At 38.2% G+C, this 12,488-nt stretch carries 14 protein-coding genes; 9 read left to right on the top strand and 5 right to left on the bottom strand.

The features are described from left to right. Positions 1–239: 239 nt before the first annotated feature. Positions 240–1,319, bottom strand: coding sequence for a 4-hydroxythreonine-4-phosphate dehydrogenase PdxA (gene pdxA, locus J7E57_RS13430; RefSeq protein WP_215124976.1), 1,080 nt, complete (start codon positions 1,317–1,319; stop codon positions 240–242). 173 nt (positions 1,320–1,492) lie between these two features. On the opposite strand from pdxA, the gene rsmA reads away from it, so the two are divergent. The 3 genes from rsmA to J7E57_RS13415 all read left to right on the top strand — a co-directional run bounded on the left by rsmA (position 1,493) and on the right by J7E57_RS13415 (position 3,400). Next, on the top strand, positions 1,493–2,278 hold the full coding sequence (rsmA, locus tag J7E57_RS13425) for a 16S rRNA (adenine(1518)-N(6)/adenine(1519)-N(6))-dimethyltransferase RsmA (RefSeq protein WP_215124977.1): 786 nt from the start codon (positions 1,493–1,495) through the stop codon (positions 2,276–2,278). 19 nt (positions 2,279–2,297) lie between these two features. Next, positions 2,298–2,690 (top strand): hypothetical protein, encoded by a 393-nt coding sequence (locus tag J7E57_RS13420; protein WP_215164993.1) that lies wholly within the window; start codon positions 2,298–2,300, stop codon positions 2,688–2,690. Between the two features lie 110 nt (positions 2,691–2,800). Then, positions 2,801–3,400: a thioredoxin family protein gene (locus tag J7E57_RS13415; RefSeq protein ID WP_215124979.1), complete on the top strand. Its 600-nt coding sequence runs from the start codon at positions 2,801–2,803 to the stop codon at positions 3,398–3,400. A gap of 88 nt (positions 3,401–3,488) precedes the next feature. Here the strand turns inward: J7E57_RS13415 and J7E57_RS13410 are convergent, their stop codons facing one another. Next, on the bottom strand, positions 3,489–3,770 hold the full coding sequence (locus J7E57_RS13410) for an ATP-dependent Clp protease adaptor ClpS (RefSeq protein ID WP_029274160.1): 282 nt from the start codon (positions 3,768–3,770) through the stop codon (positions 3,489–3,491). Between the two features lie 124 nt (positions 3,771–3,894). On the opposite strand from J7E57_RS13410, the gene J7E57_RS13405 reads away from it, so the two are divergent. Next, on the top strand, positions 3,895–4,941 hold the full coding sequence (locus J7E57_RS13405; protein WP_215124980.1) for a 3-oxoacyl-ACP synthase III family protein: 1,047 nt from the start codon (positions 3,895–3,897) through the stop codon (positions 4,939–4,941). A gap of 323 nt (positions 4,942–5,264) precedes the next feature. Here the strand turns inward: J7E57_RS13405 and J7E57_RS13400 are convergent, their stop codons facing one another. Together J7E57_RS13400 and J7E57_RS13395 are read right to left on the bottom strand one after the other, a co-directional pair. Next, entirely contained in the window at positions 5,265–7,718 is a 2,454-nt protein-coding gene (locus J7E57_RS13400; RefSeq protein WP_215124981.1) for a hypothetical protein, read from the bottom strand. Beyond that, positions 7,684–8,709: a hypothetical protein gene (locus tag J7E57_RS13395; RefSeq protein ID WP_251029912.1), complete on the bottom strand. Its 1,026-nt coding sequence runs from the start codon at positions 8,707–8,709 to the stop codon at positions 7,684–7,686. Before J7E57_RS13395 ends, J7E57_RS13400 begins: the two co-directional genes overlap by 35 nt. A gap of 30 nt (positions 8,710–8,739) precedes the next feature. On the opposite strand from J7E57_RS13395, the gene dtd reads away from it, so the two are divergent. From dtd to J7E57_RS13380, 3 genes are all read left to right on the top strand, one after another. Further along, positions 8,740–9,192 (top strand): D-aminoacyl-tRNA deacylase, encoded by a 453-nt coding sequence (gene dtd, locus J7E57_RS13390; RefSeq protein WP_215124983.1) that lies wholly within the window; start codon positions 8,740–8,742, stop codon positions 9,190–9,192. A 90-nt stretch (positions 9,193–9,282) separates the two neighbouring features. Beyond that, positions 9,283–10,824: a glycosyltransferase family 39 protein gene (locus J7E57_RS13385; protein ID WP_215124984.1), complete on the top strand. Its 1,542-nt coding sequence runs from the start codon at positions 9,283–9,285 to the stop codon at positions 10,822–10,824. Then, a complete protein-coding gene (locus J7E57_RS13380; protein ID WP_215124985.1) occupies positions 10,814–11,143 on the top strand; it encodes a nucleotide pyrophosphohydrolase in 330 nt (109 codons plus the stop codon). Before J7E57_RS13385 ends, J7E57_RS13380 begins: the two co-directional genes overlap by 11 nt. A 43-nt stretch (positions 11,144–11,186) precedes the next feature. Here J7E57_RS13380 and J7E57_RS13375 read toward each other — a convergent pair whose 3' ends face one another. Next, positions 11,187–11,498, bottom strand: a complete 312-nt coding sequence (locus J7E57_RS13375) for a DUF4286 family protein (protein WP_215124986.1) — start codon at positions 11,496–11,498, stop codon at positions 11,187–11,189. Positions 11,499–11,606: 108 nt separating this feature from the next. Between J7E57_RS13375 and J7E57_RS13370 the strand changes: the two genes are divergently transcribed. Then, the gene (locus tag J7E57_RS13370) at positions 11,607–11,870 is read left to right on the top strand and encodes a hypothetical protein (protein WP_215124987.1); all 264 of its coding nucleotides are present in this window, start codon (positions 11,607–11,609) and stop codon (positions 11,868–11,870) included. A 17-nt stretch (positions 11,871–11,887) separates the two neighbouring features. Next, positions 11,888–12,463, top strand: a complete 576-nt coding sequence (locus J7E57_RS13365) for a GNAT family N-acetyltransferase (RefSeq protein WP_215124988.1) — start codon at positions 11,888–11,890, stop codon at positions 12,461–12,463. The last annotated feature ends 25 nt before the right edge of the window (positions 12,464–12,488 follow it).

Raw genomic sequence — 12,488 nt, 5'->3', positions numbered from 1 at the left:
TGAATTTGATGCACAATTTTACCTAAAATAAACCTGATAGTAGTGGAAATACTTTTTGATATGGTGCTTCGACAAGCTCAGCATGACAATCACAAAAAGATTGGAACGCATAGCAGGACTTTCGGGACCTATGAAACACAAGACCATGCTTTGCAAAAAAAAATATTGACTACCTAAGCTGCCTTAGTAGATCTGAGTTTAATAAAACTTTGGTCTTTCAGCTCTAGTCTTTCTACCTTTTAAGAAGCATCATCTTTAATATCAAACTGCGTTTCAACCACTTTTCCACCTGTACGCAACTGATTGCCCAACATTTCTTCTTGCTCCCTACGGTTTTTTACAATATGGATAGCCGAAAACAATGCTTCGGTGAAAGAAGTAGAATCAGCCAGGTCTTTACCCGCAATATCGTAGCCTGTTCCATGATCTGGAGAGGTGCGCACGAAGTTTAAACCAGCGGTATAATTTACGCCATTATGGAAAGCTAATGTTTTAAAAGGAATTAAGCCCTGATCATGGTACATAGCCAAAACGGCATCAAACTGTTTGTAGCTACCATTGCCGAAAAAGCCATCAGCAGGGTATGGCCCAAAACAAACAATACCTTTATCGTAGGCTTCCTGAATGGCCGGTGTAATAATTTCAGCCTCTTCGGTACCCAATAAACCATTATCGCTCGCATGTGGGTTTAAGCCTAAAACGGCAATTTTTGGTTTTTCGATCCAAAAATCTTTTTTAAGGCTTTCGTTAATCAGCTTTAATTTACTGATAATTTTCTCTTTTGTAATCGAGGTTGGAACATCTTTCACCGGAATGTGGCCAGTAACTACACCCACACGTAAATTTTCGCTGATCAAAAACATCAGCACATCTTTACTTCCACTTTTTTCCTGCAGGTATTCGGTATGGCCCGGAAAAGCAAAAGTTTCTGATTGAATGTTATGTTTATTGATCGGAGCGGTAACCAGTGCATCGATATCGCCGTTTACCAGATCGGCTGTTGCACGCTCAAGTGATAAAAGTGCATATTTTCCGCCTGTTGCCGTAACCTGCCCCAATTCGATTTTCACATCCTCTTCCCAGCAATTAATCATGTTTGCCTTTTTTGGCTGTGCCTGGTTGGCATGGCTAACTACGTTAAAACTGAAATCGCCCAGGTTATTTGCTTTTCTATGAAAAGATGAAACCTTGGTATGGCCATAAACAATCGGTGTACAATAATTTAAAATGGCAGGATTAGATAATGTTTTAATGATTACCTCTAAACCTATACCGTTTACGTCGCCTATACTGATGCCAATTTTAAGTTTATCGCTCATAATTACTGGAAAATTTTAGCGCAAATTACTGATTTTCGTTTAAAGACTTTAAAAAAAATGAAACCTCAAAGAACAGAGATTGATTTGCAAAGAAATAATAAGCCTATCTTTGCGTCCATAGCGCCGAATCTTAGCACCTCTTTGTGGTTAAAATATTCGATTAATTTTAAGGTATGAGTTTAGTAAAAGCGAAAAAACATTTAGGCCAACATTTTTTAACCGATAAAGGCATTGCCAACCGCATTGTAGAGGCATTGGTAAACACCGATAAATACAATCAGGTTTTAGAGGTAGGGCCAGGTATGGGAATCTTATCTGATTTTTTGCTGCAGCGTAAAGACTTAGAAACTTATCTTATCGATATTGATACCGAGTCTTTTCACTTTTTAAATGAAAAATATCCTCAGCTTGGCGATCGGTTGATTAATGGCGATTTTTTGAAACTCGATTTCGATGCTATTTTTCCAGGTCCGTTTGCCATTATTGGTAATTTTCCATACAATATCTCATCACAGATTTTATTTAAGATTTTAGATAACCGGAATAAAGTAGTCGAGATGGTAGGCATGTTTCAGAAGGAAGTTGCCCAACGTTGCGCTGCACCTGCAGGTAACAAAGAGTACGGGATTTTAAGTGTGTTTCTTCAGGCCTATTATAAAATCGAATACCTGTTTACGGTTAAGCCGGGTACATTTAATCCACCGCCAAAAGTACATTCTGCAGTGATCCGTTTAACCAGAAACGAAGTGGAGACTTTAGACTGTGATGAAAAATTGTTCTGGCGGGTGGTTAAGGCAGGTTTTAACCAGCGGAGAAAAACTTTGCGTAACGCTGTTTCTGCGGTGATGCCTAAAGATAAAATGGACGATCATATCTACTTCGAGAAACGTGCGGAGCAGTTAACCGTAGCAGATTTTGTGGCTTTAACGCAGCATGTGAGTAAGTTGATGCAACCTTAAGCCTTAATTTTTCGCTATCATGAATAAATTAAAGAATGATATGAAAAATCAAATCACCATCTCTTGTAGTATCCTTTTGTTATCTATAATATTGGTTGGTTGTTCAGTGTTACATAGGGATCCCAAGTCGTTATATATCATGAAACCTTTAGCTCCAAGCACAAAACTATCAATATGTCTGGAGGACAGATCTGCATTTGATATGGATATTCAGAATACTTCAAAAGATACTTTAATACTCAAAAGAGCAAATCATAAAGATCAGATAATAGTCAATAATAAGATTTCGATAGCGGTAGATCCTAAAGTTGATATTGAAATATTAAATGTTTCTAGGAAAGAGATTAAGCCTACAGTTCGGATATATAATCATAAGTCAAAAGTTATTAATGAGGTAAGTGACATTAAATAAGTATTAAAAACCTGATTTTTCAACTACATGTTGTTACATCAAATTGCAAAGTAATGATCATTCTTATCTAATTTCTCCTTTCCTTTGCGCTGTATTTTTAAGGAAATCTTATGATAAATTATCGCGAAATTTTTGAGGAACAAGGCATTGACTATTTAACCTATCGTGAATTGATTGATCGACTTCTGTTAGAGGGAAAGGCTACTGGTGATGTAACTTACGATTTACACTATACTAAAATGAATGTGCAAAGGATGAATCGTGTGGATAAAACAGTTAGCTTAACCGATGAGTTGACTTCAACCATTGATCATCTTAAAGAAAATTATAAATTTTTAGTGATTACCGAAGGCTGGTGTGGCGATGCTGCCCAGATTGTTCCGGTGTTTAATAAAATCGCGACAGCGTCATTAGGTAAAATTGATCTGAAATTTGTGCTTAGAGATAAAAATTTGCCCTTAATTGATGCGCACTTAACCAATGGTGGAAGAGCTATTCCGGTTTTAATTGTGTTAAATGAATCAGCAGGCCAAGTTTTAGGAACCTGGGGCCCAAGGCCGCAAATTTTGCAGGAGCTTTTAAAAGAGTGGAGAAAAGATAGCACTGATATGCCAATTTTGGCAGAAAAACTTCACGGCTGGTACGCTAAAGATAAAACGCAAACTACGCAGGCCGGGTTATTGGAGCTTTTGAAAGGGTTGGGGAGTTAATTTATACAGAATCGTCGTCATCTCGACTGCGTTGCACGCCGCTCGAAATGACGGTATTGTGCGAGGGTAGTTCGCGAAATAAATATCGCTAATCAACAGAAACAGTTAAGCCCTCTTGTTGTAAAATTTTACGGTAAACTTCCATTTCGGTAAATGATCCTTCCAAAACAGGGCATTTTCCATCATTATGCACTTTCCATGCAATTTTTTCAGCCTGCGATTCGTTATAATCCAGGTATTTCATCATGCAATAAATCACATGATCGAAAGTATTGATATCATCATTCCACAAAATAAGGCGATGTACGGTTTTTAGGGAAGTTAAAATTTCTTCGAGCGTAAAGGTCTCTTCTTTGGTTTCTGTAGACATGGCGCAAAAATAAACATTAGTATCAAGTATTTAGTATCGAGTAACAAGATTTTGTTCCTTTGTTAATAATAATAGCTTAGGCAATAAATGATTAACTTTGTTTAACCAAAATATAAATAATAGCATGCACCAGTCTAAAATTGCCGGAATAGGTTACTACGTTCCGAAAAATGTATATACCAACGATGATTTAAGCCGTTTTATGGATACCAACGATGCATGGATCCAGGAACGTACCGGTATTAAAGAGCGCCGTTTTGCCGATCGTAACGAGGAAACCACTACCACCATGGGTATTGAGGCAGCCAAAATCGCGATCGAAAGGGCTGGCATTACCGCTAAGGATGTCGATTTTATCGTTTTTGCCACCTTAAGCCCCGATTATTATTTCCCGGGTTGTGGCGTACTATTGCAACGCGAAATGGGCATGGGTGAAATTGGTGCTTTAGATATCCGCAACCAATGTTCGGGCTTTGTTTATGCCCTTTCTGTGGCCGATCAGTTTGTAAAAACAGGTATGTATAAAAATGTGCTGGTAGTGGGAAGCGAGAAACATTCGTTCGCGATGGATTTCGAAACCCGTAGCCGTAATGTATCGGTGATTTTTGGCGATGGTGCTGGCGCTGTGGTATTACAGCCTACAGATGAACCCGGAAAAGGGATTTTAAGTACGCATTTGCATAGCGATGGTGCGGATGCCGAAATCCTGGCCATGTATTATCCAGGTTCTCATGCCAATAAATGGTTGAAAGATAAACCTGCCTATCCTGAGCAGGAGTTGGGTGGCTTATTTATGACGCAGGAAATTTTGGATAGCGGTGCCGCTTTACCTTATATGGATGGGCCATCGGTTTTCAAAAAAGCGGTGGTAAAATTTCCTGAAGTAATTAAAGAGGCTTTGGCTGCAAATAATTTAACAGAGAAAGATATTGATATGTTGGTGCCACATCAGGCAAATTTGCGTATCAGCCAGTATGTGCAGCAGCTGTTGGGTTTAAATGATGATCAGGTTTTTAATAATATCCAAAAATATGGCAATACCACAGCAGCTTCTGTTCCTATTGCCTTGTGCGAGGCTTGGGAAGCAGGCAAAATTAAAGATGGTGATCTGGTTTGCCTTGCCGCATTCGGATCGGGTTTTACCTGGGCCAGTGCACTGATTAGGTGGTAGGGTTTAGGGTTTAGGGTTTAGGGTTTAGGGTTTAGGGTTTAGTTAAAATAGCCAGGCAAGTTAAGATAAGAAAGTTGTCTCATCAATACAGATTCGTCATTTCGAGCGGAGTGCAACGAAGTCGAGAAATCTATATCAAAGGATCTCTCCATTGCGTGATGTAAAATTGGTACAGGTGCGCTCCAATGGAGATAACCCACAGTTCTTAGAAAAGCCTTTGAGTTTTACCAATAGCTTTATGTTTTTTACCATTAAGAAGTTAAGGATATAAAGGTTTGTCACATGGTTCCTAACTACCTTAACTTCTTAATGGTCAAACGTGCTTATTGCGTTTTTGGCTTAATAAAATCTCCTAAATAACTACACTCGCCCGCCGCAACAGCATAAAAAGGCGTTTTGCCATAGCTAAACCTTAATTCTTTAAGATAAGGGTTGTTGTAATTTGCCTTGATGAAGTTTCTCCATTTCACATCTTTTTTATCGTAATAATAAAATGATAGCGGGTTAGCATTCATGATGATCTGTTTCTGTAAACATTTAGCCAACATAAATGTACATTTTGCTTTAAAATCAGCATTGGTACTTAAAGCCCTTGCTTTTAAATACCAGGCTTTTGCCGTTTGCGCTTTTTTATAATCGCCATCGTATACATATTTTGCTGGGTTGCTGTTGTCGTATGATGACCAGTCGTAACTGATTAAAAACCAACTATTGCCGTAGTAGCCGGTTTGGTAAACTGCATTGGCCATTTTATAATAGTAAAGTGCGGCATTTTTTTTATCGCTAACGGTTAATTTCTGCAAGCGGAGCATTTCAGCTGCAAAAGCTTTTTTAGTAATTGATGTTTTCGCTGTTACATATTTTTTAGGATAATCGTTTATCGTTTCGATGAAAGGATTAGCATAAAGTTTAGCGTTGGCTTCATCAGCGTACCAGTTATCGGGGTTAAAATATTTGTAACCTTGCGAAACCTTTGCAAACATTTGAACGGCCTTATCATATTGATGTGTGCGTAAATAAGTTGTGCCAAAAAGTTCATAAAAATCATCGTTTTTGAGCTGGTTTAAAGCCGAAGCCAACAAAGCGGTAACATCGTTACCTGTCGCCCTGGTTTTATAAACAGCTAAGCCCTGCAAGCTTTTCGGACTTAAGTTTTTCTGCCAAAAAGCAATACTTTGATAACTCATGTTCTGGAAAAGTGAATTCTCCTTTAATGTTTTGTATTCCAAGTCACCTTTAACCATTGCTAATGCCGCTTTTGCAGTATCGCCCATACTCAAATAAGCTGGAGCCAATATTTGCTGATAAAAATTCCTGGTCGTTCTGCTAAAGCGTTTGCTGGCACGATCTGTATCATAATAATATGGTCCTTTTGGTTGCTCGCTGTTCTCTGCAAAACGTTTTTCGTCGAGCCATTTTAAGGTTGGCAATAAATCGTTCTCATTAAAAGGATTTCCTTTTTTGATGTTTTTAGCCTTGATTAATAAATCGGTAATGCGATATTGGTCGCGTAATCTTTCCGGTAATTTATCAGGTTTTAAGATGGCAAGGTAATTTGAGGCCAAGAAATCTTTGTTCTCCATCCATGATAAATAAGCTGCTGTTAACGTACCTAGTTCTGGTTGTGGATATTTCTTCTCGGTGGCCAGTTTTACTGCAAAATTCCTGATTTCATTCAGCTGTTTAAGGTTGACGGCTTTTAGACTGTCTTTATATTTAGAATTGCCGTTATCCGAAAAATAATAATTATAGCCAATTTTGGCAATGTCGTTCGCCTCAATAAGATCTTGCTCTAATTTATTGACTTCGCGTACCAGCAGCGTGCCGTTAAGCTGGCTTTTTGGTTCGTACTGATAAACTTTATTCAGACTTTCTATACCCGAATCAGCATCTCCAAAGCCATTTATCGCCCAGATATTGGCTTTCTCGTTATTGGTTTTGGCGTATTTTAGCGCCCCGTTAACGGGCGAACTGGTGTAATAATAATTTTTATAGGCCTGTACTCTCCGTTCTGGGTTGCTTGCAAAAACCTTCGAGAATAAAAAGGCAGATTCTTCAGGATTTCCCAACCTACGGGTCGATCCGGCATAGAGTGCTAATGCCCAGCCCTTAACCGCACTGTTTACCTTACTGGTTTTGATATACTTTTCGTAGGTCGATTTGCTTTCGGCGTGCAATCCTGCAAAATGAAACATCCGTTCAGCTTGGTAAGCGTAACGCAGTTTAAGAAAATCGTCTTTCTCTGCTTCTGTTAATTTTAGACCTTCTTGGGCTTTTGAACCCATGGCGGTCGTATCACGGGGATTAGGATCCCAAAGACTAAAATCCACATTAGCCAAGGGTTCACAGCTTTTGGCGAATTGATAATACTTTAGTGATTCTTTGCGTTTGCTTAACGCCTTGATAAAACTATTCTGTTGTAAGCTATCGGGTAATTGCGAAACGTTACCATCAAAATTAACGAGTTTTACGTCAGTTGCACTATCTGTTTTGTACATTACTTTTAGCACATCTTCTTTTTTAACATTGAGGTATTTCGCCCATTCACGACTATTGATATCTGGCTCGCTTTCTATATCCGTTTCGCTGTTGAGGTATACCATCTGGTTGTAGGCGAACGGCGAATATTCATCCCCTTCAATGTTGTTGTGGAAATAAGAAATGTAGTAATCATAAGGATCTATCTCGCCACCACAGGCAAGATTTACGGCAATTTCGCCGAAAAAAGTAATCAGGAATACACTAAAAATTAGCGATAACTTTTTGAACGTCTTCATTAGTAAAATGTTTTAAAAGGTCGGTGTCTAAATGGTAGAAAACGAGGTTCCGGTCTCTAGGGCTTAAATATCGCGATAAAAATTTAGAGGTTGAAAGTAAATCTTCAGTGGAAATCTCTTCCTTCCTTACCACATCTCCTTTTTTTAATCCGGCAGCAGGATAATCAACCAAAAGATCATAGAGAATGGAATTTCCCCTCTGTTTAAAAAGTTTTTTATCCCCGATCTGGGTTTTGCCTATTCGTTTCGAGATACCGGCATATTGCCCGTTTCTGAATACTACTGCCCATTCGAAAATGGGTAAGGCCACATCAAGTGGTAAGGGATATTGTTCCAGGAAATCTTTTAAGTAGAGATCCATTTCGTGCTGATCCAATATGGAGTTTTGGTCGCCATATTTACGCAGGTTACCCATGTTGTAACACATTAAAATGCCTTTCTCTACTGGGGGAATCCCATTCGACACAATATTTTTTATTTGATGCAAGCGCAAGGTTACCGAAATGGTTTTGCCCTTTAAAAGTGGGTTGGCGCTTAATTGCTCTAAAAATTTAAAATATCTGTTTCTTGTGCCTTTGGTCCAATCACAATCAATTTGTAATTCCGTATAATTTAGCTTTCCGGCCTGTTTTACCTTTGCTTCTACAAATTTGGCAATGCGATTGGCCATAACTGCTGTTTGCAAGGTGTCAATCTTGTTAAAAACCTGGTTAACGATAAACACAACGGGGATAATATCGACCTGCCTGGGTATGGGGTCTGAGAATTTAATTGGCGAAATGGGTACTGGCAATTGCAGATCGGGATTAAAATCTACATCCATGATCCGTACATATAAAGATTTTGATTTAAACTGATCAAGATAATCGGTTTCTTCCTTTTTATTCTGGTAATCCGTTTTCCAATAATAAAAAGTAGGATGAACGATTGATTTTTGCTTACAACCGATGAAGAGAAATACAGAAATCACTAAAATACTTATCTTGCGCATATCAATTTTATTGAGCAAAAGTAGTATAAAATGCGAGCAGTTTTACAAAGAGTTACACAGGCAAGTTGCACAGTTGATGGTGAAATAACGGGAGCGATTGATGCCGGATTTTTAGTGTTGTTAGGCATAGAAGATGCCGATGCTTTAGCCGATTTGGATTGGCTAGCACAGAAAATTATCGGTATGCGTGTTTTTGGAGATGAAAACGGAATGATGAATAAAGCACTTGCCGATGTGGGCGGAGATATTTTATTGATCAGCCAGTTCACCTTATTTGCATCTACCAAAAAAGGAAACCGCCCAGGTTTTACAAGGGCAGCGCGACCAGATGTAGCGATTCCACTTTACGAAAAAATGATTGAAAAGTTATCGGCTTTATTGGGTAAAAAAGTAAAAACAGGAATTTTTGGCGCTGATATGAAAATCGCACTTTTAAACGATGGGCCAGTTACAATTTTGATTGATACAAAAGATAAGGAATAATTGAATTTAAACAATAGCGGCGTAACTTATTAAGTCTTGAATTGTCAAAAAAATAATATTAATTTATTCCAAAATTTAACCTAAGCTAATATGAAGGATAAAAATCCGAACCGGCTAGCGGAATACAGTTGTCTTGCGTTTTTTCTGATTTTAAAGTTAGTGTTATCTTTTGTATTGGTCAATTCAGTTTACGAACTGCACCGTGATGAATTTCTGCATTTAGATCAGGCAAACCACCTCGCTGCGGGTTTCACCTCTGTTCCGCCATTAACCTCGCTATTTTCATGGCTTATTAAAGCTTTTGGCAATGGATATTTCGTGGTAAAACTAGTTCCTGCATTATTAGGTGCCTTCACGATATTGTACTGCTGGAAAATTGTCGGTTTTTTAAAGGGTAACTTGCTGGCCAAATGCCTGGTTGCAGTAGCTTGCCTGTGTTCTGCTCTGCTCAGACTAAATACCCTTTATCAGCCCAATTCTTTCGATGTTTTGGCCTGGACAGCTATATTCTATTATCTGTTAAAATATTTCGATAAAAACGAAGCCAGATACTTGTATGCCTTTGCCTTTTTTGTCGCTTTAGGTTTTTTAAATAAATACAACATCCTTTTTCTCATAATTGGTCTACTACCAGCTATACTCATTACATCAAAACGAAAAATATTTACCGATAAACATCTTTATCTGGCCACTTTACTGGCGCTTTTAATCATTTCGCCCAATGTAATCTGGCAGATTAACAATCACTTTCCAGTGCTCGCCCACATGAAACTTTTACAGGCAACTCAGTTGGTTCATGTAAACCGGATTGATTTTTTTATCGGACAGTCCCTCTTTTTTATCAGTTCGATCTTTATTCTTTTAGCAGGCATTGGCAGCCTGATTTTTTATAAGGATTTCAGCAAATACAGATGGATTATTCTCTCCTACCTGTTTACACTTTTTGTATTTAGCTATTTTAAGGCAAAAGATTATTATGCATTAGGCTTATATCCTGTTTTACTGGCTTTTGGTGCACATTATTTAAGTCGGGTTTTAGCAAAGAAATATGTATTAACTGGATTACTGTTAGCCTTTAATATTGGCTCATTCATTTATTTGATACCGCTTATTATGCCAGTTTATAGTCCTGATGAAATTGTAGCACATCATAAGAGATTTGAACGGGTAGGTGCCTTGCGATGGGAAGACGGGAGAAACCACCAGCTGCCACAAGATTATGCTGATATGCAGGGCTGGAAAGAATTGGCAGCACTTGTTGATGTTGCTTACGGAAAGGTTAAAGATAAATCTGCGCTGTTGGTACGTGCCGATAATTATGGACAAGCTGGTGCGATTAACTATTATTCAAAATATAAAAGTATAAATGCTGTATCGTACAATGCCGATTATCTTTATTGGTTTAAAATGGATAAACCGATCAAGGATTTAATTATGATCACCGAATGGAACGATGAAGATCCACAGCGTAAGAGAGAGCAGCCATTTTTTGTCAAGATTACCAAAATTGGGGAAATAAAAACACCTTATGTGAGAGAAGAAGGTGCAGGTGTATTTTTGCTCGAAGGTGCCAATATCAAAGTGAGCAGCATTATAAAATCAGAAATAGAAGAAGAAAAACATGACCATTAACCAAGCACAAGAAACCGTAGACCGTTGGATTAAAACCACAGGCATCCGCTATTTTAACGAACTCACCAATACCGCCATTTTGATGGAGGAGGTTGGAGAAGTAGCCCGTATTATGGCCCGTAAATACGGCGAGCAGTCGTTTAAAAAAAGCGACGAAGAGGTAAACCTCGCCGATGAAATGGCCGATGTGATGTTCGTTTTAATCTGTCTGGCTAATCAAACAGGCATAAACCTTACCGATGCTTTGGAAAAGAACCTGGAAAAAAAGAGCATCCGCGATGCAGATAGGCACAAGAATAATGAGAAGTTAAACCCCTAAATCCCCTGAAGGGGACTTTGGATTTTTTGGATTTAAGCCCCCTTCAGGGGGTTGGGGGTACAAATTCCATTAAGGTACGATAAGCCACAAAGCGGTTTTTGTATCTTTCGTTTAGTTCAGCCTGTAAAGCAGGGGCAAATATCTCTTGGTATTTATTGTAATGATCTAATGTTTCGGCAACGTACTGTGCGCAATAGGTTACCCCTTCGTTCGGTGAGTCTACAACCTTTAATAAACGGTTGGAAATAAACATACCCGTAGCCATCACTTCAGGGATATGAACATCTTGCATCCACTGTAACCACTCTTCAGCCGCTGCATCATCAAGGATAAGCGTAACATTATATAAAAACATGGCACAAAGGTAAATAATATATAAATGTTAAAAAATTGATGATAATGGATTTTATTCTTTAAAGTGGTGTCAATCTGTTAAATTTGACGAATCCCATTGTTTTTAAGCATGATACGAACTAACGACTCTCAAAAAATAGACAATTCCACTCGTAATTATATTTATACTGGTTACCTAACTGCAATTTTCGGCGGCATTTTAGGGTTGGTGATTGGTTGGGATTTAATGAAGAAAAAGAGAACATTAAATACTGGCGAAAAGGTTTTTTCTTATTCCCTAACGGATAGGCAGCATGGCGCCAGAATTTTAATTTTGGCAGCAATTTGCTTCGTTTTGTTGCTAACCTTAACTATTATTGCATTAGATGCCTAAGCCATCTATATCCAGAAATGATTGTCATTACCAGATCTTCTACTACAAAAGAGCTTGAAGGCATTCTTGAGCTTCAAAAGCAAAACTTAAAGAAAGATTTAACTCCAGAACAAATAAAAGAAGAAGGCTTTGTTACCGTTTCGCATTCGCTTGATGATCTGGAAAAGATGCATCGGCACGAACCCAACATTATTGCAAAAGATGGCGAATTGGTTATAGCTTATGTGTTAGCAATGACTGAGGAATCTAAAAATGATATCCCAAGATTGGTTGAAATGTACGAAAGTTTCGATCACATCCAATATCACGGTAAATCCGTTTCTTCTTATTTCTATATCGTTGTAGGGCAGGTTTGCGTTAGTCAGGCTTATCGTGGTAAAGGTTTGTTCGATCAATGTTATCGGGCTTATAAAGATTATTTTAAATCTAAATACGATTTCGCAATCACCGAAATTGCAAGCATCAATTTACGATCGATGAATGCACATAAACGTATTGGTTTCGAGGTTATTCATACTTATACAGATAACAGCGCGGTAGAATGGAATGTTGTGGTTTGGGACTGGAAAAAAAATAAGAAAAATACTTTCTGAAATCGATATCAATTATTTACATTCG

The sequence above is a fragment of the Pedobacter sp. ISL-64 genome, from assembly GCF_018613605.1.
In the GTDB taxonomy this organism is placed as follows: Bacteria; Bacteroidota; Bacteroidia; order Sphingobacteriales; family Sphingobacteriaceae; genus Pedobacter.
This window is presented reverse-complemented; position numbering and strand designations above follow the sequence as displayed.